This window comes from Pseudomonas sp. SMN11, from assembly GCF_052041945.1.
Classification (GTDB): Bacteria; Pseudomonadota; Gammaproteobacteria; order Pseudomonadales; family Pseudomonadaceae; genus Aquipseudomonas.
Genome location: NZ_JBKGGW010000048.1, coordinates 16143 through 38239, shown reverse-complemented (window position 1 = coordinate 38239; position 22097 = coordinate 16143). Strand labels below are relative to the sequence as shown.

The following is a 22097-nucleotide window of genomic DNA, read 5'->3' as shown; positions in this document are numbered from 1 at the left end:
TACACGAGCCTGCATTGTCATTCAGCAAACACGAGGCCTCACCATGCGCGTTCTGTTGTTCAGCAGCCAGCACTACGACCAGGAAAGCTTCACCCAGGCCGCCCAAGCCAATGCCCTTGACCTGCATTTCCAGCCCGCCCGCCTGAACCTCGACACCGCCACCCTGGCACAGGGCTACGAGGTCGTCTGCGCCTTCATCAACGACGAGCTCGACGCCCAGGTACTGCAGCGCCTGGCCGCAGGCGGCACGCGGCTGATTGCCTTGCGCTCGGCCGGCTACAACCATGTCGACCTGGCCGCCGCCCAGCGCCTTGGCCTGGCGGTGGTACGCGTGCCGGCCTACTCGCCACATGCCGTGGCCGAGCACGCCGCGGCCCTGATCCTTGCCCTCAACCGCCGCCTGCACCGGGCCTACAACCGCACCCGCGAAGGTGACTTCACCCTCCACGGGCTGACCGGCTTCGACCTGCACGGCAAGACCGTCGGCGTGGTCGGCACTGGTCAGATCGGCGCTGCCTTCGCCCGTATCATGGCCGGCTTCGGCTGCCAGTTGCTGGCGTATGACCCCTACCCCAACCCGGAGCTGCTGGCCTTGGGTGCCCGCTACCTGGACCTGCCCGAACTGCTGCGCGAAGCGCGAATCATCAGCCTGCACTGCCCGCTGACCGAGCACACCCGGCATCTGATCAATGCGCAAAGCCTGAGTCAGCTGAAGCCAGGCGCCATGCTGATCAACACCGGCCGCGGCGCGCTGGTCGACACGCCATCGCTGATCGATGCTTTGAAAAGCGGCCAGCTCGGCTACCTGGGCCTGGATGTGTATGAAGAGGAAGCCCAGCTCTTTTTCGAGGACCGTTCCGATCTGCCGCTGCAGGATGATGTGCTGGCACGGTTGCTGACCTTCCCCAACGTGATCATCACCGCGCACCAGGCCTTCCTGACCCGCGAAGCACTGGACGCCATCGCCACCACCACCCTGGACAACATCATCCGCTGGGCGGCGGGTAATCCGCAGAATCTGGTCACCGGTTGATGCTAGGATACGCGGCATTTCTGGAGGACCCATGGTCGAGCACGATTTCCGCTACACCCTTTTCAACCCGCAACACACCTTGATCGAGTGCCGCGCCCTGGTTCCGGGCCGTTACCAGGTGACCGGCAACGGTGGCTCGATGCACAAAGGCGACGTCCTGATCGTGACCCTCAAGGGCAGCAAGGACCTGGCCATGCGCCTGACCGTGGAGAGCGTGCGCCACCTGATCAACCCGCGCGGCCAGTGGGTGGCCGTGGCCAGCGGCCCGGTGTTCAACGAGCTGGAAATTCTCACCTGGAAAGTCGAGTGCGACAGCTGCGACGCGGTGCTGGACTTCGAGTTCGCCGTCGACGCCAAACTTGGCAAGGCAGCCCGTCAGCCGGCCGCCAGCGCCCGTATCGCCGAACTGGGCTGGGCCAGCCGTGGCGACAAGCACCTGTGCCCGCGTTGCCAGGAGAGCGCCGAGTGAAGAATCTGCTGACCGGTGTGCTGATTGCCATCGGCCTGCTCGGCTGTGCTGCCGAACCTTCGAAGCTGCAGCAGGAACGCAGCTACGTACTGGAGTGGATCGGCGAGCGTCCGCTGATCGACTACAGCCACCTGACCCTGACCTTGGCCAGCGATGGCCGCGCCTACGGCAATGCCGGCTGCAACCACTGGTTTGCGCCGTACACGCTGGACGGTGAGCACTTGAGCTTCGGGAAGGTCGGCAAGACCCGCAAACTGTGTGCCCCGGCGTTGATGGAGCAGGAAAAGCGCTTCCTGCAGGCGCTGGAAACGGTGCAGCGCTGGGATGTGTCGCCCGTCGAGCAGATGCGCTTCTGGCCAGCCGAAGGCAAGCCACTGCGCTTCTGGCCTGAAGAAGGCTGAAATTGCCGGGGCCGCACAGCGGCCCCATGGCATCAGGCCCCCTTCAGGGCTTTGATCTTGGCCTGCAGCCCTTCCAGGGTCTGTTCGCCCAGCAGTTGCTCACGCACCTTGCCCTTGTCATCGATGATGTAGGTCACCGGCAGCGCCTCACTGCGTGGCAGGTCATAACGCTCGGCCGGATCCTGCGCCAGCACGGTGAAGCCGATGCCCAAGGCTTCCGCTGCCTGCTTCAGTTCCGGGCCTTGCAAGCCATCGAAGTTCACCCCGACCACCCTGATGCCATCGGCCGCCCATTGCTTGGCCGCCTGGTTCAGTTCAGGTACCTCGGTACGGCACGGGCCACACCATTCGGCCCAGTAATTGAGCACTACCCAGTGCCCGTCGATCTGTTCCGCCTTTACCGTCTTGCCATCTTGGTCCACGCCGTAATCGGCACCGCAACCACCGAGCAACAGGCTCGCGGTGATGGCCAGTACTGCTGCCAGACGCCTTGCCATGGGTCAATCCTTCTCGAAGTTTCAAGCAAATAGGTCAGTCGCTGCGGTTAGAATAGCCGCCACACCCAGCTGGATGCGACCCGACATGACTGACTTGACGCTCTATCATAACCCGCGCTGCTCGAAATCCCGCGGCGCGCTGGAACTGCTTGAACAACGCGGCCTGGCACCGACCATCGTGCGCTACCTGGAAACCCCGCCCGACGCTGCCGCCCTCAAGGCACTGCTCGGCAAGCTGGGCATCGCCCCGCGCCAGCTGCTGCGCACCGGCGAAGACGAATACAAGTCCCTTGACCTGGCAAACCCGGCTTTGAGCGACGCGCAGTTGATCGACGCGATGGTAAACAACCCCAAGCTGATCGAACGACCGATCCTGATCGCCGGTGACAAGGCTGTGATCGGCCGCCCGCCGGAGAAGGTGCTGGAGATCCTGCCGTGAGCGCGCCTTACATCCTGGTGCTGTATTACAGCCGTCACGGCTCGACCAGCGAGATGGCCCGGCACATCGCCCGCGGCATCGAGCTGGCCGGCATGGAAGCACGCCTGCGCACGGTGCCGGCGATTTCCACCGAGTGCGAAGCGGTGGCCCCGGACATCCCGGCCAGCGGCGCGCTGTACGCCACCCTCGACGACCTGCGCCACTGCGCCGGCCTGGTGCTGGGCAGCCCGACCCGCTTTGGCAACATGGCCGCACCGCTGAAGTACTTCCTCGATGGCACCAGCAGCCTGTGGCTGGGTGGCGAACTGGTCGGCAAACCGGCCGGCGTGTTCACCTCCACCGCCAGCTTGCACGGCGGCCAGGAGACCACCCTGCTGTCGATGATGCTGCCGCTGATGCACCACGGCATGCTGGTGATGGGCCTGCCTTACAGTGAATCGGCACTGCTGGAGACCCGTGGTGGCGGCACCCCTTACGGCGCCAGCCACCATGCCGGTGCCGATGGCAAGCGTGAGCTGGACCAGCACGAGATCGCTTTATGCCGCGCCCTTGGCCAACGCCTGGCGACCACGGCCAAGGCCCTGGAGGCCGCGCGTGGCTAAAAAGCCCAAGGTGTTGCCGCCAGTCGAATGGCTGGCACCGCGCCTGCGCCTGACGCGGGCGTTGAGCCTGGCATTCTTTTTCGGCCTGATCGCGCTGCTGGTGGTGAACAACCTGTGGTTCGCCAACCTGCACGGGGCGCGGGTCGAAGTGATCCTGGCGATCGAGTTGGTGCCACTGCTGTTGCTGCTGCCGGGCATGCTGATGGGCAGTGCCCGGGCGCATGCCTGGACCTGCTTCGTGGTGAATATCTATTTCATCAAGGGTGTGCTGGCGGCGTTCGACCCGGCGCGTGCAGTATTTGGCTGGGTGGAAGTGCTGGTGAGCCTGGGGCTGTTCATTGCCGGGCTACTGTATGTGCGCTGGAAGTTCCAGTTCGAACGGCGCATGGCGGGCGAAGGCAGTTGAGTTCGGGGGCTGCTTTGCAGCCCTTTCCGACCGGTCCGGCGCCCCGGCAAGGCCGCTCCTACAGGGGAATCGCGTACTCCTGTAGGAGCGGCCTTGCGTCGCGAAAGGGCCGCACAGCGGCCCCGGCGATCTCAATGGTTGACGGTATGCGCCAGCATTACCGACAACTGGCACAGCGGTCGCCCGCTCTCTGCGTGCCATTGATTGAACGCTTGCTGCACCAGGGCCAGGTCGCGCTGACTGGTCGGCTGCTTGTCGATCACCTTCTGTGCAATCAACGCCGCCGCCATGTCTTCAGTGGGGATGAACGTATCCTTGCCGACCATGCGCAGGAAGCGCGGTGCCGACAATCCGCCCAGCTGGTTGCCGTGCTTGGCCAGGTACTTCCACAGCCCTACGATGTCGGTCTCCGGCCAGTCGGCGATGAACGCGCCGAAGCTGCCCTTTTCCTTCGCCACGTCGAGGATCATCTGCGCATTGCGCGGCACGCTCTTGAGCTTGCCCAGATGGCGGATGATGCGCTCGTCGTGCATCAGTCGCTCCAGGTGCTCGGCGCCCATCAGCACCACCTTTTCCGGGTCGAAGCCGAAGAACACCTGCTCGAACGCAGGCCACTTGGCATCCACCAGGCTGTGCTTGAGCCCGGCGCGGAACACGCGCAGGGCCAGGGTCGACAAGTAGCGATCGTCAGCGATCTCGCGCAACTGTGCCAGCGTGCGCGGCTGCGGCAGGAAGGCTTCCAGCGCCTCGGCCGAGCCGAAGCGGTTCAGACAATATGCGTGCAGCCACTGATAATCGCGCATGGCCTCAGATGTTCACCACGTCGAGGAAACGCGGGGTGGCGTTCTCGTCGATCTTCAGGCTGGTGAAGTCGAACAGGTTGCGGTCGGCCAGCTGCGACGGGGCCACGTTCTGCATGGCGCGGAAGATGCTCTCGGTGCGGCCCGGGTGCTTGCGCTCCCACTCCACCAGCATGTCCTTGACCACCTGGCGCTGCAGGTTTTCCTGCGAACCGCAGAGGTTGCACGGGATGATCGGGAACTCCTTCATGTCCGAGTAGGCCTGGATGTCCTTTTCGCTGCAGTAGGCCAGCGGGCGGATCACCACGTTGCGGCCGTCGTCGGCGCGCAGCTTCGGTGGCATGCCCTTGAGCGCGCCGTTGAAGAACATGTTGAGGAAGAAGGTTTCGACGATGTCGTCGCGGTGGTGCCCCAGGGCCATCTTGGTCGCACCGATTTCATCGGCAAAGGTGTATAGGGTGCCACGGCGCAGGCGCGAGCACAGCGAGCAGGTGGTCTTGCCCTCGGGCACCAGCTCCTTGACCACCGAGTAGGTGTCCTTCTCGACGATGTGGTACTCGACGCCCAGCTCCTTGAGATAGGCCGGCAGCACATGTTCCGGAAAGCCTGGCTGCTTCTGGTCCATGTTCACCGCGACGATCTCGAACTTGATCGGTGCCACCTTCTGCAGGTGCAACAGAACGTCGAGCATGGTGTAGCTGTCCTTGCCGCCAGACAGGCAGACCATGACCTTGTCGCCATCCTCGATCATGTTGTAGTCGGTGATGGCTTCGCCAGCGAGACGACGCAGGCGTTTTTGCAGTTTGTTCTGGTTGACCGAGAGGGTGCCCATAGCGCTTGGATCCGCGAGGTGTGACAAAAGCCGGCTATTTTACGCACAAACCACGCGCACCTGTAGGGATTCCGATAAAGACTTCAAGGGAATCAACAACGGTCCTGACAGCGCAATTTGCTCTAAAAAGCACGGTTTGTGCAGGGATTGGCTTCCTATACTGCGACATAAGGCCACATTACCGTTCTGCTTCGGTGTCCTGGCCTCGGGCCGCTTGCGCTCCATGTGGGGGGCGACTGGCAACATTGAGAGGAGTGACCGGCATGATTCATCACGTTGTGGGGCTGTTTACCCATCCCGACCAGGAATGGCGGGAGATTCGTGGCGAAGAAGAAAGCATCAGCCACATGTACCTGACTCATACGCTCATACTGGCGGCGATTCCCGCCATTTCGGCCTTTATCGGCACAACCCAGGTGGGCTGGGTGATCGGTGGCCGGCCGGCGGTGATGCTGACCATGGATAGCGCGATCTGGATGAGCATCATGTCCTACGTGGCAATGCTCGCCGGGGTGGCAGTGATGGGTGCCTTCATCCACTGGATGGCCCGCACCTACGATGCCAACCCGTCCATGGCGCAATGCATCGCCTTTGCCACGTACACCGCCACCCCGCTGTTCCTCGGCGGCCTGGCGGCGCTCTATCCGCACCTGTGGCTGGGCATGCTGGTGGGGACCGCTGCCATTTGCTACACCGTGTACCTGCTGTATGTCGGCTTGCCGACGTTCATGAACATACCGTCAGATGAAGGCTTCCTTTTCTCCAGCTCGGTGCTGGCAGTGGGCCTCGTGGTGCTGGTGGCGATCATGGCTGCAACCGTGATCATCTGGGGTTTGGGCGTGGGCCCCGTGTACACCAATTAGATCAGATCCAGCCAACATAGGGCATCAAGCCAGAGGCCGCCGCAAGGCGGCCTTTGTCTTTGTCATGATGCGTGCCTGCTGACCGGCGGCTCGGCAACCGCGACAGGCATCCGGCATAATGCCCGGTCAGGAGAACCACCCCGCCATGCCCGAGCTGCTCAAACAACGCGTCGAAACCTGTTACCAGCAAGCCGAAGCCTTCTTCAAACGCCCCTTCCCGCGCCCGGAAGTCAGCTTCAAGCTGCGCGGCCAGAAGGCCGGCGTCGCCCATCTGCACGAAAACCTGCTGCGCTTCAACCTGCAACTGTATCGCGAGAACCAGGACGACTTCCTGCGCCAGACCGTGGCCCATGAAGTGGCTCACCTGGTGGCCCACCAACTGTTCGGTGACCGCATCCAGGCCCATGGTGAGGAGTGGCAGCTGATCATGCGCGGGGTGTATGAGCTGCCGCCGAATCGCTGCCACAACTATGCAGTGCAGCGGCGGGTGGTGACCCGCTACATCTACCGCTGCCCATGCCCGGAGGGGGACTTCCCGTTTACCGCGCAACGGCACAAGCTGGTGCGACAGGGGCGGCGCTACCTGTGCCGACGCTGCCGGGCGATATTGGTGTACAGCGGCGAAACCCGCGTCGAATAGCCCTGCGAAGAGGCCGGTATAGACACAAGAAAGGCGACCCGAGGGTCGCCTTCTTTTTTACCGCGTCGGGATCAACGTACCGGGGTTTCTGCAACGCCCAGATCATCGGTAGGTACCGACAACTCCAGTGGCGCGCCACCGGACGCCAGCTCGGAGGCCAGCTTGTCGTCGTCCATCTCCTTTACCCACTTGGCCACGACCACGGTGGCCACGGCGTTGCCGACCAGGTTGGTCAGTGCGCGTGCTTCGGACATGAAGCGGTCGATGCCGAGGATCAGCGCCAGGCCGGCAACCGGCAGGTGGCCGACGGCCGACAGGGTGGCAGCCAGCACGATGAAGCCCGAACCGGTCACGCCGGCAGCACCTTTGGACGCGACCAGCAGCACCAGCAGCAGGGTGATCTGGTGGGTGATGTCCATGTGGGTGTCGGTAGCCTGGGCGATGAACACTGCAGCCATGGTCAGGTAGATCGAGGTACCGTCAAGGTTGAACGAGTAGCCGGTCGGGATCACCAGGCCGACGACCGACTTCTTGGCACCCAGGCGCTCCATCTTGGCCAGCATGCGCGGCAGGGCCGATTCCGAGGAGGAAGTCCCCAGCACGATCATCAGCTCTTCACGGATGTAGCGGATCAGTTTGAGGACACTGAAGCCGTGGGCGCGGCAGATACCGCCCAGCACCACCAGCACGAACAGCAGGCAGGTGATGTAGAAGCAGGCCATCAGGTAGCCCAGCTGCACCAGCGAACCCACGCCGTACTGGCCGATGGTGAAGGCCATGGCACCGAAAGCACCGACCGGTGCCAGCTTCATGATCATGTTGATGATGTTGAACATCACATGGGCGAAGCGGTCGATCAGGTCCAGCACCGGCTTGCCGTAGCTGCCCAGGCGGTGCAGGGCGAAGCCGAAGATCACCGAGAACATCAGCACTTGCAGGATGTCGCCGTTGGCGAAGGCACCCACCACGGTGTTGGGGATGATGTTGAGCAGGAAGCCGACGGTGGTCTGCTGCGCGCCGGCGGCGGCGTAGGCGGCCACGCTGCTGGCGTTCAGGGTGCTGACGTCGATGTGCATGCCCGCGCCCGGCTGGACCACGTTGACGACGATGAGGCCAATGATCAGGGCGATGGTGGAGACGATTTCAAAGTACAGCAGCGCGTAGCCGCCGGTCTTGCCGACCGACTTCATGCTCTGCATGCCGGCGATGCCGCTGACCACGGTACAGAAGATGATGGGCGCGATGACCATCTTGATCAGTTTGACGAAACCATCACCCAAGGGTTTGAGGGCGACGCCGGTTTCGGGGTAGAAGTGGCCGAGCAGGATGCCGATGGTGATGGCGACCAACACCTGGACATACAGGGATTTGTACAGCGGCTGACGTGTCGTCATGGCTCATTTTCCTCAAGTGTGCCGGCTTCACCCTTCCCAGGGTGCGCAAGCACCTGAATCGCTAACCCTCCTGCACCTGGAGGGATTTGTCGTTGTGTTCGAGCTGCCTGGGCAGGCCTCTGCCAGTGAGATAGCAAGGGCGATGCCAAAATGCCCATCTTGGGTGCAGCGCTAATGTTTACGGGCTGTAAATGCCCAACGACGGGGCGAACTTCCTGAGGAAGGTGGCGGATTTCCGCCCGGTGGCGGGAAATGTACAGGGGATGTGGCGGGAATCCGCCCGGGTGGTAGATCAATCGAGGTGCAAGGTGATGCAGAAGGCGGCGCCGCCCATCGCGGATTCATCAAGGGTCAGCTTGGCGTCATAGCTGTCGACGATGTCCTTGACTATCGCCAGGCCAATGCCCTGCCCCGGATGCTGCCGGTCCAGCCGCTCACCGCGCTCGAGAATCCGTTCACGCTGGTCAGCCGGCACCCCGGGGCCGTCGTCCTCGATGCACAGTGTCAGCATGCCGCGCGCCTCCTGCAGGCTCACCCGCACGCGTCCAAGGCTCAGCCGATAGGCGTTCTCCAGCAGATTGCCCAGCAGCTCCAGCAACGCGCCCTGCTCCATCGGCACATGCGACTGCGCAGGCACATCCAGGTCGACCTCGACCCGCTTGTCGCGGTAGACCTTGGCCAAAGTGCTGCATAAGCTCTCCAGCACCGGCAGCAGCAATACGCTATGGCGCACCAGGCCGCTCTTGCGCAGGCTGGCCCGTTGCAGCTGGTAATCGATCTGCTGACTCATGCGCTCGATCTGGCTCTGCAGCACCTGTGCCTGTTCGCCTTCGCCAGCACGCTGCTGCATGCTTTCGCCCACGCCCTGCAACACTGCCAGCGGGGTCTTCAGGCTGTGCGCGAGATCACCCAGTGAATCGCGATAGCGCGTGCGCTGTTCGCGTTCACTGCTCAGCAGCCGGTTCAGCGAGCGGGTCAGGCGCAGTAGTTCGCGTGGGTGCTCGCCGCTGAGGCCATCGCGGGCGCCAGACTCCACCTCATCCAGCTCGATGCTTAACCGGCGCAATGAGCGCAGCCCCCAGGTCAGGCCAGCCCAGAGCAGCACCAGCAGGGCCAGCAGGGCCGCGCCAAAGCCCAGGTAGAGTTTTTCGCGCAGGCCACTTAGCGTGGCCTTGTACTCGCTCACTGGCTGCAGCGCCACGATGCTGTATGCCGCGCTCTGGCCGCCTAGCAGCTTGATCTCGACGTCATAGACGAAGAATTCTTCGCCGTCGTCCTGGTGAATGCGGGCAAACTCATTACCGCGTCCGTCGTAGCGCGGGCGGTAATTGATGTGCCGGTCGGCGGTGGCACGTGAACGCCAGACCAGGTTGCCGTCGCGATCGAAGATGTAACCCAGCAGGCCGGTGTACGGCAGGTTGTAGCGTTCGTCCGGCAGCAGGTCGGGCATCTGCAGCCGGCCGTGCTCGATGCGGGCGGCAGAGATCAGCGTGGTCACGTCCGAGGCCAGGCGCTGCTCGATCGATTCCTGCAGCGCCAGGCTGAAGGCCTTCTGCAAGGCCGGCAACAGCGCCAGCATGAACAGCAGCGCCAGCACTGCCGCCGCGAGCATCAGGCGCACCCGCAGCGAGCGGATCATCGGCAGCGCTCGGTGAACAGATAGCCCAGGCCGCGTACCGTGTCGATCGGCTTGAAACCGCTCTCGCCCTCGAGCTTGCGACGCAGGCGGCCGACCAGCACCTCGATGACGTTGGGGTCGCGCTCCTCGTCGCCGGGGTAGAGCTGCTCCATCAGGCGGTCCTTGGCCACCACTTGCTGGTGATGACGCATGAGGTACTCGAGAATACGGTACTCGTAGGCCGTCAGTGCCAGCGGCTGCTCATCCAGGGTTGCCTGTTTGCGATTGAGGTCCAGCACCAGGGGGCCGGCGGCAATGGTCGACTGGGTGAAACCGCTGGAGCGGCGCAGCAAGGCGTTCAGGCGCGCTTCAAGTTCTTCGAACTGGAACGGCTTGACCAGATAGTCGTCGGCACCGGCAGCCAGGCCTTCGACCTTGTCCTGCCAGTTGCCGCGGGCGGTGAGAATGAGGATGGGGAACGTCTTGCCCTGGCTGCGCAGGCGGCCGATCAGCTCAAGACCGCTGATGCCAGGCAGGCCCAGGTCGACGATGGCCAGGTCGAAATGGAAGTGTTCGGCCTGGTACAGCGCTTCTTCGGCATTGGCCACGGCTTCGACGACGTGGCCGCTTTCGCCCAGGCGAGTATGGAGGTGGTGCCGCAGCAGGGCTTCGTCCTCGACCACCAGCAGTTTCATGTAGCACTCCTATTGATATATGGCCTGTGCTGGCCTCTTCGCGGGACATGCCCGCTCCTACAGGACGGTGATATACCTGCAGGAGCGGGCCTGTCCCGCGAAGAGGCCAGCACAGGATAACCCGGCTAGCCGGTCAGAACTTGTAGGTTGCCGCCAGATAGGTCTGTGCACTGCTGCTCAGGCGCAAGGTGCCTTCCTTCGGCCCGCCAGTGGCACCCACCTCAGTCGCCGCATTGGTACGCAGGTAACGGTAGCCCAGCTCGACCGAAGCCTGATCGGTAATGTCCTGGATCACGCCGGCCTGCAAGCCGTAGGCGTAGCCATAGTCGGTGTCGCGGCTGGCCCCAGGCGAATCCTGCGTCAGCTTGGTCATGCCAAGGCTGCCACCGCCGAACAGCTTGGTGGTATCCCCCACCGGCAGGAACAGGTCGTAGCTGCCCAGCAGGTTTTCCTGGCGCAACTTGAGGCCGCTGTGATCGCCGGACACGTTGTCATAGGTCATGTAGTAGCGACCCTGGTCATTGATCTTGCCCAGCCGCACGCCCCAGGTGTCGTCCTTGCCGATGATGCCATCGGCGTTCAGGTGATCGGTGTTGCGCTGCAGCAGACCCGACTTGCGGACCTTGTCACTGGTCTGGCCGTACGTGAGGCTGGCAAAGGCGTCGTCGGCGGCCTGGGCGGAGGTCATGCCAGCGGCGCAAACGGCCATGGCAGCGAGCAGGGTATTGAAGGTTTTCATGGCTTCTTACTCCAGTTGAATGCGCTGTTGCGGTCTGGAAGCTAGAGTAAGCAGGGTGCCCTGAACCGCGGCTGAACCCTGACTGAACCGCGGCTGAACGATCTGTTGGCAAAACAAGGAGTAGTGAACATGCGTGCCCTGCTGGCCCTGATCCTGATGTGCAGCGCCGCCCTCGCCCAAGCGGCAGTGCAGACCCGCGAGATCCGTTACCAAGATGCCGACGGCACCCCGCTGATCGGCTATTACGCCTACGACGACGCTGTGAAGGGCGAGCGCCCGGGCGTGCTGGTGGTGCATGAATGGTGGGGGCTGAACGACTATGCCAAACGCCGTGCCCGCGACCTCGCCGCGCTGGGCTACAGTGCGCTGGCCATCGACATGTACGGCGAAGGCAAGCACACCGAGCACCCGCAGGACGCCCAGGCGTTCATGGCCGAGGCGATGAAGGATCCGGCGGCATCGGCCAAGCGCTTCGATGCCGGATTGGACCTGTTGAAGAAACAGCCTTACACCGACAGGCACAAGCTCGGCGCAGTGGGTTACTGCTTCGGCGGCAAGGTGGTACTAGACGCCGCGCGCCGGGGCGCGAGGCTGGATGGCGTGGTGAGTTTCCACGGCGCGCTGGCCACCCAGACACCGGTCACCCAGCCTGGCGTGGTGCGGGCCTACGTTCTGGTCGAACACGGGGCGGCGGACAGCATGGTCACCCCGCAGCAAGTGGATGCCTTCAAGAAAGAGATGGATGCAGCGAAGGTCAACTACCAGTTCGTCAGCATTCCGGGCGCCAAGCATGGGTTCACCAACCCGGATGCGGACCGCCTGAGCCATGGCGATCATGGCGGGCCTGACATTGGCTACAACGAGGCGGCAGACAAGAGCTCCTGGGCAGACATGCAGGCGTTCTTCAAAAAGGTGTTCGAGTAGGATCGCCGGGGCCGCTGTGCGGCCCCGGGCTCCCACACAAGACTCTCGGCTGGCACAATACCGGTCATGAACACACTGCCTGCCTGCTGCGCCCCGCTCCAGCACCACTGGCCCCTGTCCCGCCCGCTGCCCGGCGCGGTACTGGTCAGCTGCACCTTCGACCCCGCCCACCTGGCCGCCGATGACTTCCAGCGCGCCGGCATCGTGCCCAGCGCCAGCCTGCAACGCTCCGTGGCAAAGCGCCAGGCCGAGTACCTGGCCGGCCGTGTTTGCGCCCGTGCCGCGCTGCTGCGCCTGGATGGCCGCGACTACGTCCCTGGCACCCATCAGGACCGCTCGCCGATCTGGCCCGCCGGTATCCACGGCTCGATCACCCATGGCAAAGGCTGGGCCGCCGCTGTGGTCGCTGCCGACGGCGCCTGCCGCAGCCTGGGCCTGGACCAGGAAGCGCTGCTGGATGATGAGCGCGCCGAGCGGCTGATGGGCGAGATACTGACGCCTGCCGAACGCGAGCGCCTGGTCCGTAGCCAACTGGGCTTGACGGTCACCCTGACCTTCTCGCTCAAGGAAAGCCTGTTCAAGGCGCTCTACCCATTGACCCGGCAGCGCTTCTATTTCGAGCACGCCGAAGTGCTGGAATGGTCCGGCGATGGCCTGGCGCGCCTGCGCCTACTCACCGACCTGTCACCCGAATGGCGACAAGGCACCGAAGTCGAAGGCCAGTTCAGCCGGCAGGACGGCCACCTGCTCAGCCTGATCAGCGTCTGAGCCTTACTGCGGCGCCTGTTCACGCGGCCAGTTGAGGCTGAAGCAGGCCCCTCCCAGCGCCTCGCTACGCCCTACCGTGGCGCGACCGGCATGCCAGTAGATGATCCGCCGCACGATCGACAGGCCCAGGCCATGCCCGCCGGAAGCGCGGGTGCGGCTGTCGTCGAGCCGGGTGAAGGGGGTGAAGATGCGATCCCAGAAACCCTCGGGAATGCCTGGGCCATCGTCTTCCACATCGATGCGGCAACGCTGCTGGCCCAGCTGGTAGCTCAGGCGCACCTCACTGCCGGCATGACGCAGGGCATTGCTCACCAGGTTCTGCAGTGCGCGATGCAGGTAACGCGGCTCGGCTTCGACCCAGCAGCCGTCACTGGCCTGGCACGCTCCTCGCTGCAAACGCACCTTGCTGTTGAGCGGCGCCAGCTCTTCGATCACCCGGTCAAACAGGGCATCCAGTTCGACACGCTGGAACTTCAATGCCGGTGCGCCCTGTTCCAGGCGCGCATAGGTCAGCATCTCGTCGACCAGCTTGTCCAGGTCCTGGATATCGCCATCCATCCCGGCCAGGTGCTTGGCGCGGATCTGCTCGGTGGTCGCACTTTCGATCATCTCCAGGCCAAAGCGCAGGCGTGCCACGGGGGTGCGCAGTTCGTGGGACACCGCGCGCACCAGCTCGCGCTGCATGTTCAGCGAACGCTGCAGGTGCTCGGCCATACCATTGAACGCAGCGGCCAGACGCCCCACCGAATCGGCATCGCCGGCCGGCACGCGGGTGTCCAGGCTGCCCTGGGCGATCCGCGTGGCGGCGATCTCCATGCCCGAGACGCGCCGTTCCAGCTGGCGCACCAGCAGATAGACCACCAGGCCGATCAGGCACAGGCCGAGGAAGGCGATCAGGATCAGCAACTGTGGCGGATAGGGGTTGAGCTGATACAGCGGGCCGATCTCCAGCACCAGTGGAGAGCCCGGCAGGCCTGCGAACACGCGGATGGAGTCGCCATCGCGGCCCAGCGCCATCACCGTGTCACCCTCCTCCACCCGGCGCCGCTGGTCATCGTCCAGGCCGACCCGCTCGATGCGTTGCAGGGCGACGCCGAAGCCGAAGCCCTTGCTCTGGGTGATTTCTGCCAGGCGCTGCTGCTGCTCGGTCACCGGGTAGCGGACTAGCTCATCGGCCAGCAGATAGAGCGTGGCACGCGCCAGCTGCTCGCTGACCTGCTTGACCTGAGCCACCAGCAACAGCTCTTCCTGGCCGACCTTTCGCAGCACCTGGGCGGCGTGCGGTCCGGTCTTCTCCACCACCACCAGGCCACGGTACAGGCGGGCGCGCTGGCCGCCATCCAGTGTGCGCACCGACATCGACTGCAGTTCGAGCGGCACGCCCAGCAGGCGCTCCCACATCAGCAGCGAGCGCTTGCGCTCGGTGTCATTCTGCTGCGCCAGGTTGTCGGCCATCAGGCTGAACGTTCCCTGGGCCAGGCGCTCGCGGTGCTGGGCCGCGCGCACCTCGTTGACCAGATGCAGACTGAGCACGCCGAGCAGCGCCACCAGCACCAGCACCGCAAGCATCCCGCCATAGATGCGCAGGAAGATCGAGCGGTTCATGGGGCATCGCCGACAAACAGGTAACCCTTGCTGCGCAGCGTCTTGATCAGCCGCGGGTGGATCGGGTCGTCGCCGATCTTGGGGCGAATCCGGGAAATGCGCACGTCTATGGAGCGGTCTTGGCCGTCGTAGCCGACCCCGCGCAAGGCAGTGAAGATCTGTTCGCGCGTCAGCACCCGCCCGGCGTTGCTGGCCAGCAGCCAGAGCAGGTCGAATTCGGCGCCGGTGAGGTCGATCGGATGCTCATCGAGCCAGGCTTCACGCAGGCGGTTGTCGATGCGCAGCGCGCCGAAGGCCAGGTCGGGGCGCTTGGTCTCGGGGCTTTCGCTGCGCCGCATCAGGGCCTGGATCCTCGCCAGCAGCAAACGCGGCCGTACCGGCTTGCACACGTAGTCGTCGGCGCCCAGATCCAGGCCCTGGACCTGATCGAGCTCATCGCTGCGGGCCGTCAGCATCAGAATCGGGCCGGAGTACTGGCCACGCACGCGGCGGCAGATGCTCAGGCCATCTTCGCCGGGGAGCATCAGGTCGAGAATCACCAAGTCCGGCTGGCTGTCGATGATGCGGCGGACGGCGCGGGCGCCATCGCCCTCCACGGCGACCTCGTAGCCATTGGCCTGCAAGTATTCGGCAGTGAGGTCGGCCAGGCGCTGGTCGTCTTCGACGATGAGGATGCGGTTGCTGGGTTGGTCCATGGCCCCTGCCTTTGAATTGTTGTTTTTCTGTCGGTCCCGGCCTTTAACCAAAAGGCAATATCACCCCTGGATACTACGTGCCGCCTGCCGGCACTGCCAACCTGCCCGACCGCAGCCTCGACTGAACCGATTTTTGTGGTAGGGTTCGCGCCCGAAAAATTCTGTCTGGGGGGGCAGCGACCGAGAGAAAAATAGTGCAAACCACTTGGCACTAGGCCTACAGCGATTACCCACTATTCACTCACAAAGTACGCACAAGTTATCCACAGGCGGTTGCCTTGCAAAGACCCCTGTACCGCATTATCTTGTATCCCCAGCACAGCAAACCACTAGATGTTGGGTTTCAGTCACCAACGCCAAGCATGAGTCAGCAGAAAAATTCAAGCGATTTTTCTGGCAGAACTCGTCGTGGTTTCATCGATCCAACCGCTCCTAGCGGATACTGAACAGCCTGCTCTGGCTCACCCCAGGGCATTTGACTTCGGCCAGGGAGCGGCAAGGTTCTTGCCCCCATTTCCTGATCTGTCCCGAAGTCGGTACGCCCGAGCGGGTGGATGCGCGCGCATGACGCATCCTCGCCAAGGCCATCGAGCAAGTGGACGGAACGGTGGGCGCCCAAAAGGCGCCTGAACACTATAGAAACTGTGGAGACACCCACCCATGCAAACCGACACAACTCGCGAGAACCCGCAGGCCAAGGCGCCGCAGGCCGCCGATTCCAACCAGGATCTGGCCGCCACCGCTCCGGGCCAACTGCGCGTGATCAAGCGCAACGGCACTGTCGTCCCCTACACCGACGACAAGATCACCGTGGCCATCACCAAGGCGTTCCTCGCAGTTGAAGGCGGCACCGCCGCTGCCTCGTCGCGCATCCACGACACCGTCGCGCGCCTGACCGAGCAGGTCACTGCCACGTTCAAGCGTCGCATGCCATCGGGTGGCACCATCCACATCGAAGAAATCCAGGACCAGGTCGAACTGGCCCTGATGCGTGCCGGCGAGCAGAAAGTCGCCCGTGACTACGTGATCTACCGCGACCAGCGCGCCAAGGAGCGCGCTACCCGCAGCAACGCCGATGCCGTGGTCGAGCCGCACCCAAGCATCCGCATCACCCTCGCCGACGGCAGCCTGGCGCCGCTGGACATGGCGCGCCTGAACACCATCATCAGCGAAGCCTGCGAGGGCCTGGCCGAAGTCGATGGCGACCTGATCCAGCGCGAAACCCTGAAGAACCTGTACGACGGCGTGGCCATCAAGGACGTCAACACCGCCCTGGTGATGACCGCCCGTACCCTGGTCGAGCGTGAGCCGAACTACTCGTTCGTCACCGCCCGCCTGCTGATGGACACCCTGCGTGCCGAAGGCCTGGGCTTCCTCAATGTCGCCGACAGCGCCACCCACCACGAGATGGCCGACCTGTACGCCAAGGCCCTGCCGGCCTACGTCGCCAAAGGTATCGAGTTCGAGCTGCTGAACCCTGCCCTGGCCGACTTCGACCTGGAAAAACTGGGCAAGGCGATCAACCACGAGCGCGACCAGCAGTTCACCTACCTGGGCCTGCAGACCCTGTACGACCGCTACTTCATCCACAAGGATGGCGTGCGCTTCGAGCTGCCGCAGGTGTTCTTCATGCGTGTGGCCATGGGCCTGGCGCTGGAAGAGAAAGACAAGGAAGCCCGTGCGATCGAGTTCTACAACCTGCTCTCGTCGTTCGACTACATGGCTTCGACCCCGACCCTGTTCAACGCCGGTACCCTGCGTCCACAGCTGTCGAGCTGCTACCTGACCACCGTGCCGGACGACCTGTCGGGCATCTACCACGCGATCCACGACAACGCCATGCTGTCGAAATTCGCCGGTGGCCTGGGCAACGACTGGACCCCTGTGCGTGCACTGGGTTCCTACATCAAGGGCACCAACGGCAAATCCCAGGGCGTCGTACCGTTCCTGAAAGTGGTCAACGACACCGCCGTCGCCGTGAACCAGGGTGGCAAGCGCAAAGGCGCCGTATGTGCCTACCTGGAAACCTGGCACCTGGACATCGAAGAATTCATCGAGCTGCGCAAGAACACCGGTGATGACCGTCGTCGTACCCACGACATGAACACCGCCAACTGGATCCCTGACCTGTTCATGAAGCGCGTCTTCGATGACGGCAAGTGGACCCTTTTCTCGCCATCGGAAGTGCCTGATCTGCACGACCTGACCGGCAAGGCCTTCGAAGAGCGCTACGAGTACTACGAAGCCCTGACCGAGTACAACAAGATCAAGGTGTTCAAGACCATCCAGGCCAAAGACCTGTGGCGCAAGATGCTGTCGATGCTGTTCGAGACCGGTCACCCGTGGCTGACCTTCAAGGACCCGTGCAACCTGCGTTCGCCGCAGCAGCACGTGGGCGTGGTCCACAGCTCGAACCTGTGCACCGAGATCACCCTGAACACCAACAAGGACGAGATCGCGGTCTGCAACCTGGGCTCGATCAACCTGCCGAACCACATTGTCGACGGCAAGCTGGACACCGCCAAGCTGCAACGCACCGTGAACACCGCCGTGCGCATGCTCGACAACGTGATCGACATCAACTACTACTCGGTGCCGCAAGCGCGTAACTCGAACTTCAAGCACCGCCCGGTCGGCCTGGGCATCATGGGCTTCCAGGACGCGCTGTACCTGCAGCACATCCCTTACGGCTCCGACGCTGCCGTCGAGTTCGCCGACAAGTCGATGGAAGCGGTAAGCTACTACGCGATCCAGGCTTCCTGCGACCTGGCCGACGAGCGTGGCGCCTACGAGACCTTCCAGGGTTCGCTGTGGTCCAAGGGCATCCTGCCGCTGGATTCGCAACAGATCCTGATCGAGGCCCGTGGCCAGAAGTACATCGACGTCAACCTGGAAGAGTCGCTGGACTGGGCGCCAGTCCGTGCCCGCGTGCAGAAAGGCATTCGTAACTCGAACATCATGGCCATCGCGCCAACCGCGACCATCGCCAACATCACCGGTGTGTCGCAGTCGATCGAGCCGACCTACCAGAACCTGTACGTGAAATCGAACCTGTCGGGCGAATTCACCGTGATCAACCCGTACCTGGTCCGCGACCTGAAGGCCCGCGGCCTGTGGGACTCGGTCATGATCAACGACCTGAAGTACTACGACGGTTCGGTGCAACAGATCGAGCGCATCCCGCAAGAGCTGAAAGACCTGTACGCCACCGCGTTCGAAGTCGAGACCAAGTGGATCGTCGACGCCGCCTCGCGTCGCCAGAAGTGGATCGACCAGGCTCAGTCGCTGAACCTGTACATCGCCGGCGCCTCGGGCAAGAAGCTGGACGTGACCTACCGCATGGCCTGGTACCGTGGTCTGAAGACCACCTACTACCTCCGTGCCCTGGCTGCGACCAGCACCGAGAAGTCGACCATCAACACCGGCAAGCTCAACGCCGTCTCCAGCGGCGGCGACAGCGCCCCGATCCAGGCAGCCGGCCCAGCGCCAGTGCCGAAGGCCTGCGCGATCGACGAGCCTGACTGCGAAGCCTGCCAGTAAGGCCTGATGCCGCAACAGGGGCGCCCTCGGGTGCCCCTTTGCGGCATTTTTGTATCTGCGCCCCTGAGAAGCCCTGCCCTTTGCCCACCGCTCGCGCGGCTCGGTACAAAGGCTGGACCACTCAAAGAGGATGTGCCCATGGCGCAGAAAAAAGTGATCGCTCGCAAGATTGGCCGCAATGCGGAAACCGGCCGCTTCACTTCGGTGGAAGAAGCCCGCAAGCACCCCAAGACCCATGTGGTCGAGACGCTTCGCAAGCAGTGCAATTGATGGCCATCTGCTCTGACCTCATCGCTGGCAAGTCAGTGGTGGGGCCAGAGCAGCGACTTAAAGCCACAGCTCTACAAAACACCATATGATGTGCCAATAAATTTAAACTGGCACAACATATAGGTTGGCGCTACACTCTCCCACCGTAGAAAACGGCACGAGCCTGCTGAACGGACGCACGCAAATCCGGTCGAAAATTTACCCTCGCCCGCAAGACACGCGCCCCGATCGAAAGCGAATTCCGGTATACTGCGCCCCCTCTGAAAAGGGCACCCATTCAAGTCCCTGGCCCCTCCCCGAGGCCTGGCCAGGCACGAACCAGATGTAACGAGAGTCAGCCTCTCGAGCTGTCCATTCGCCGTAACGGCCTTGCGTCAGGCATCACATTCTTAAAATCCAACCGGTTGCCTCAGCGCAACCCTCAAGCAGGAGCCAATCACCATGCTGAGCTGGGACGAATTCGACAAGGAAGACGGCGAAGTATCCGCCAAAGGCAACACCCCTGCACAGGCCACTGCCGCCGCCACCCTCGACAAGCTCGACAGCGCCGGCGGTGCCGCCGCCCTGGAAGCCCGTGCCGCCACCGCCGCCGACTCCGACGCAGTGAAGCGCGCCAAGGCCGCCCTCGACGCCCTCGACATCGCCGAAGGCCTGGCCGAGCTGGAAGGCTCCTCGGCCCGCGTCGCCGTTGACGAAAAACGCATGATCAACTGCCGCGCCGACCTCAACCAGCTGGTACCGTTCAAGTACGACTGGGCCTGGCAGAAGTACCTCGACGGCTGCGCCAACCACTGGATGCCGCAAGAGGTCAACATGACCGCCGACATCGCCCTGTGGAAGAGCATGGACGGCCTTACCGAAGACGAGCGCCGCATCGTCATGCGCAACCTCGGTTTCTTCTCCACCGCCGACTCTCTGGTTGCCAACAACCTGGCCCTGGCCGTGTACCGCCTGATCACCAACCCGGAGTGCCGCCAGTACATCCTGCGCCAGGCCTTCGAAGAGGCGATCCACACCCACGCCTACCAGTACTGCATCGAGTCGCTGGGCATGGATGAAGGCGAGATCTTCAATATGTACCACGAGATCCCGTCGGTCGCGAAGAAAGCCGCCTGGGGCCTGAAGTACACCCGCGCCATCTCCGACCCGGAATTCAACACCGGTACCGTCGAGACCGACAAGGAGCTGCTGCGCAACCTGATCGCCTACTACTGCGTGCTGGAAGGCATCTTCTTCTACTGCGGCTTCACCCAGATCCTGTCCATGGGTCGCCGCAACAAGATGACCGGCGTTGCCGAGCAGTTCCAGTACATCCTGCGTGACGAGTCGATGCACCTGAACTTCGGTATCGACGTGATCAACCAGATCAAGATCGAGAACCCGCACCTGTGGGATGCGGCGATGAAGGAAGAAGCGACCCAGATGATCCTGCAAGGGACCCAGCTGGAGATCGAATACGCCCGCGATACCATGCCACGCGGCGTGCTGGGCATGAACGCCGCGATGATGGAGGACTACCTCAAGTTCATCGCCAACCGTCGCCTGACCCAGATTGGCCTGAAGGAAGAGTACCCGGGGACCACCAACCCGTTCCCGTGGATGAGCGAGATCATGGACTTGAAGAAGGAGAAGAACTTCTTCGAGACGCGTGTGATCGAGTATCAGACTGGTGGTGCGTTGAGCTGGGACTGATCGTCCGGGCTGAGCATTGAGAAGGCTGCCGAATGGCAGCCTTTTTTATTGCCTGGCAGAAGCAAATAGGAAGTCTCCTACAGCCCCCGGCATTGCCCATCACTGGTTATGCCTACTTTCATCTGACTGTGACTGATGACACCAGAGCTAGGGGGGAGGCAACGGACTCGAAGGCTGAATGATGGCTGGGGGCGCGCCGCGCCCCCCTTTCGCGGCGCAAGGCCGCTCCTACAGTGGATCGTGCCAGGGCGTCAGGCGGTGACCCGGGCCGGCTCGGCTTCGAGCAGGTTGTGCAGGGTATTGAGGAACAGGTCGAAGCTCATGATGCCGTTTGCAGCGGTGGACAGCACGGTCTTGCCGCTCTCGTCCCTGATTACCACCAGTTCGGTCCAGGCACTGAGGTCTATGCTGCCCAGGCTGGCCATGGACACCTTGCTGCCTTCGACCTCAAGGGCATCGCGGGTGACCAGGATAGGTCGGGTGGTGACGTTGAGGAAGTTGCCGCTGACGCGCTTGCCCCACACCTGGCCAGTGCCAATGTAGTTGAACGGCACGACACCGCCCTGCTGGAGCGTGGCCATTACGTGCGGCAGCCGTTCGTTCAGGTGCAGGTCACGCACCAGGTCGATGAAACCGTACAAGTTCTTGAGGTGAGCATTGACGCGGCGGAACGTTTCACTGTCGTTGCGGCGGTACGCCAGGTTGTTGATCAGGCCAGCGGCTGCCGTCTGCCCCGAGGCGAACAGGTACAGGTCGTTGATCTCGCTGAACGGCACGTAATCACGCTCGCTGCCGATGATCTGGCAGATGCCCTTTTCGTATACCTCATAGCGTGCAACACGCAGTTTCTTCTGCCACCAGGCCATGCCCAGCATGCACACGCCCAGAAACAGCAGCAAGCCAATGGTGAAGTAGAACAGCTGCAGCGTACTGCTGAAGTTCACGACGGTACCGCGACGGTTGTCGATAGTCACCGGGCCGCCGTCTGGCGAGACGATGGTGCTGAGATAGCCGACGAAGGCAGCCAGGCCTACGCAGATGATGCCGAGGGTGATCAGGCTGATGATCAGTGCCTTGCCGTAGCCATAGCTGCCGAGCAGCTTGCCGGTGGACGTGGCTGGGGTGGGTTGCATGGTAGAGCCTCCTTGCTTGTGGCATGAAACGTCATGTCTCTG

The 22097-nt window shown here is 63.1% G+C and carries 23 protein-coding genes; 13 read left to right on the top strand and 10 right to left on the bottom strand.

Annotated elements, in window-relative coordinates; all coding sequences use genetic code 11:
• Positions 1-43: 43 nt before the first annotated feature.
• From ACLEJU_RS26535 to ACLEJU_RS26525, 3 genes are read left to right on the top strand one after another with little or no spacing between them, the layout of a single operon-like run.
• Entirely contained in the window at positions 44-1033 is a 990-nt protein-coding gene (locus ACLEJU_RS26535; RefSeq protein WP_435425427.1) for a 2-hydroxyacid dehydrogenase, read from the top strand.
• Between the two features lie 31 nt (positions 1034-1064).
• Complete coding sequence (locus ACLEJU_RS26530; protein ID WP_079226860.1) at positions 1065-1502, top strand: hypothetical protein; 438 nt, start codon at positions 1065-1067, stop codon at positions 1500-1502.
• On the top strand, positions 1499-1903 hold the full coding sequence (locus tag ACLEJU_RS26525) for an META domain-containing protein (RefSeq protein WP_435425428.1): 405 nt from the start codon (positions 1499-1501) through the stop codon (positions 1901-1903). The genes ACLEJU_RS26530 and ACLEJU_RS26525 overlap by 4 nt, the downstream gene beginning before the upstream one ends.
• 32 nt (positions 1904-1935) lie before the next feature.
• Here the strand turns inward: ACLEJU_RS26525 and ACLEJU_RS26520 are convergent, their stop codons facing one another.
• Positions 1936-2400, bottom strand: a complete 465-nt coding sequence (locus ACLEJU_RS26520) for a TlpA disulfide reductase family protein (RefSeq protein WP_435425429.1) — start codon at positions 2398-2400, stop codon at positions 1936-1938.
• Between the two features lie 85 nt (positions 2401-2485).
• Between ACLEJU_RS26520 and arsC the strand changes: the two genes are divergently transcribed.
• From arsC to ACLEJU_RS26505, 3 genes are read left to right on the top strand one after another with little or no spacing between them, the layout of a single operon-like run.
• A complete protein-coding gene (gene arsC, locus ACLEJU_RS26515; protein WP_435425430.1) occupies positions 2486-2839 on the top strand; it encodes an arsenate reductase (glutaredoxin) in 354 nt (117 codons plus the stop codon).
• Positions 2836-3441 carry an NAD(P)H:quinone oxidoreductase gene (gene wrbA / locus ACLEJU_RS26510; RefSeq protein WP_016501124.1) on the top strand — a complete coding sequence of 202 codons (606 nt, stop codon included), beginning with the start codon at positions 2836-2838 and terminating at the stop codon, positions 3439-3441. Before arsC ends, wrbA begins: the two co-directional genes overlap by 4 nt.
• Positions 3434-3847, top strand: coding sequence for a DUF2069 domain-containing protein (locus ACLEJU_RS26505; RefSeq protein WP_435425431.1), 414 nt, complete (start codon positions 3434-3436; stop codon positions 3845-3847). Before wrbA ends, ACLEJU_RS26505 begins: the two co-directional genes overlap by 8 nt.
• A 131-nt stretch (positions 3848-3978) precedes the next feature.
• On the opposite strand, the gene ACLEJU_RS26500 is transcribed toward ACLEJU_RS26505, so the two are convergent.
• Together ACLEJU_RS26500 and ttcA are read right to left on the bottom strand one after the other, a co-directional pair.
• Entirely contained in the window at positions 3979-4650 is a 672-nt protein-coding gene (locus ACLEJU_RS26500; RefSeq protein ID WP_435425432.1) for a DNA-3-methyladenine glycosylase I, read from the bottom strand.
• Between the two features lie 4 nt (positions 4651-4654).
• Positions 4655-5479, bottom strand: a complete 825-nt coding sequence (ttcA, locus tag ACLEJU_RS26495; RefSeq protein WP_027918067.1) for a tRNA 2-thiocytidine(32) synthetase TtcA — start codon at positions 5477-5479, stop codon at positions 4655-4657.
• A gap of 263 nt (positions 5480-5742) precedes the next feature.
• On the opposite strand from ttcA, the gene ACLEJU_RS26490 reads away from it, so the two are divergent.
• Together ACLEJU_RS26490 and ACLEJU_RS26485 are read left to right on the top strand one after the other, a co-directional pair.
• Complete coding sequence (locus tag ACLEJU_RS26490) at positions 5743-6342, top strand: Yip1 family protein (protein ID WP_054885573.1); 600 nt, start codon at positions 5743-5745, stop codon at positions 6340-6342.
• A 145-nt stretch (positions 6343-6487) separates the two neighbouring features.
• The gene (locus ACLEJU_RS26485; protein ID WP_103449490.1) at positions 6488-6982 is read left to right on the top strand and encodes a SprT family zinc-dependent metalloprotease; all 495 of its coding nucleotides are present in this window, start codon (positions 6488-6490) and stop codon (positions 6980-6982) included.
• A gap of 71 nt (positions 6983-7053) precedes the next feature.
• Here ACLEJU_RS26485 and ACLEJU_RS26480 read toward each other — a convergent pair whose 3' ends face one another.
• From ACLEJU_RS26480 to ACLEJU_RS26465, 4 genes are all read right to left on the bottom strand, one after another.
• Positions 7054-8376, bottom strand: a complete 1323-nt coding sequence (locus tag ACLEJU_RS26480; protein ID WP_435425433.1) for a dicarboxylate/amino acid:cation symporter — start codon at positions 8374-8376, stop codon at positions 7054-7056.
• Between the two features lie 292 nt (positions 8377-8668).
• Positions 8669-10015 (bottom strand): ATP-binding protein, encoded by a 1347-nt coding sequence (locus ACLEJU_RS26475; RefSeq protein WP_435425434.1) that lies wholly within the window; start codon positions 10013-10015, stop codon positions 8669-8671.
• Entirely contained in the window at positions 10012-10689 is a 678-nt protein-coding gene (locus ACLEJU_RS26470; protein ID WP_103449488.1) for a response regulator, read from the bottom strand. The genes ACLEJU_RS26475 and ACLEJU_RS26470 overlap by 4 nt, the downstream gene beginning before the upstream one ends.
• A 133-nt stretch (positions 10690-10822) precedes the next feature.
• The gene (locus tag ACLEJU_RS26465) at positions 10823-11428 is read right to left on the bottom strand and encodes an outer membrane protein (protein WP_435425435.1); all 606 of its coding nucleotides are present in this window, start codon (positions 11426-11428) and stop codon (positions 10823-10825) included.
• 129 nt (positions 11429-11557) lie between these two features.
• Here ACLEJU_RS26465 and ACLEJU_RS26460 point away from each other — a divergent pair, with 129 nt between their 5' ends.
• Together ACLEJU_RS26460 and ACLEJU_RS26455 are read left to right on the top strand one after the other, a co-directional pair.
• Positions 11558-12352, top strand: a complete 795-nt coding sequence (locus ACLEJU_RS26460; protein ID WP_435425436.1) for a dienelactone hydrolase family protein — start codon at positions 11558-11560, stop codon at positions 12350-12352.
• Positions 12353-12418: 66 nt separating this feature from the next.
• Positions 12419-13120 (top strand): 4'-phosphopantetheinyl transferase family protein, encoded by a 702-nt coding sequence (locus ACLEJU_RS26455; protein WP_435425005.1) that lies wholly within the window; start codon positions 12419-12421, stop codon positions 13118-13120.
• Positions 13121-13123: 3 nt separating this feature from the next.
• On the opposite strand, the gene ACLEJU_RS26450 is transcribed toward ACLEJU_RS26455, so the two are convergent.
• Both ACLEJU_RS26450 and ACLEJU_RS26445 read right to left on the bottom strand, forming a co-directional pair.
• Positions 13124-14725: an ATP-binding protein gene (locus ACLEJU_RS26450; protein ID WP_435425006.1), complete on the bottom strand. Its 1602-nt coding sequence runs from the start codon at positions 14723-14725 to the stop codon at positions 13124-13126.
• Positions 14722-15420: a response regulator gene (locus ACLEJU_RS26445; RefSeq protein WP_435425007.1), complete on the bottom strand. Its 699-nt coding sequence runs from the start codon at positions 15418-15420 to the stop codon at positions 14722-14724. The genes ACLEJU_RS26450 and ACLEJU_RS26445 overlap by 4 nt, the downstream gene beginning before the upstream one ends.
• Positions 15421-16080: 660 nt before the next feature.
• Here ACLEJU_RS26445 and ACLEJU_RS26440 point away from each other — a divergent pair.
• From ACLEJU_RS26440 to ACLEJU_RS26430, 3 genes are all read left to right on the top strand, one after another.
• Positions 16081-18960, top strand: a complete 2880-nt coding sequence (locus tag ACLEJU_RS26440) for a ribonucleoside-diphosphate reductase subunit alpha (RefSeq protein WP_435425008.1) — start codon at positions 16081-16083, stop codon at positions 18958-18960.
• A gap of 138 nt (positions 18961-19098) precedes the next feature.
• On the top strand, positions 19099-19230 hold the full coding sequence (locus ACLEJU_RS26435) for a hypothetical protein (RefSeq protein WP_435425009.1): 132 nt from the start codon (positions 19099-19101) through the stop codon (positions 19228-19230).
• 441 nt (positions 19231-19671) lie between these two features.
• Positions 19672-20922 (top strand): ribonucleotide-diphosphate reductase subunit beta, encoded by a 1251-nt coding sequence (locus tag ACLEJU_RS26430; protein ID WP_435425010.1) that lies wholly within the window; start codon positions 19672-19674, stop codon positions 20920-20922.
• A 251-nt stretch (positions 20923-21173) separates the two neighbouring features.
• Here ACLEJU_RS26430 and ACLEJU_RS26425 read toward each other — a convergent pair whose 3' ends face one another.
• Positions 21174-22055, bottom strand: a complete 882-nt coding sequence (locus ACLEJU_RS26425) for a hypothetical protein (RefSeq protein ID WP_435425011.1) — start codon at positions 22053-22055, stop codon at positions 21174-21176.
• Positions 22056-22097: the final 42 nt, after the last annotated feature.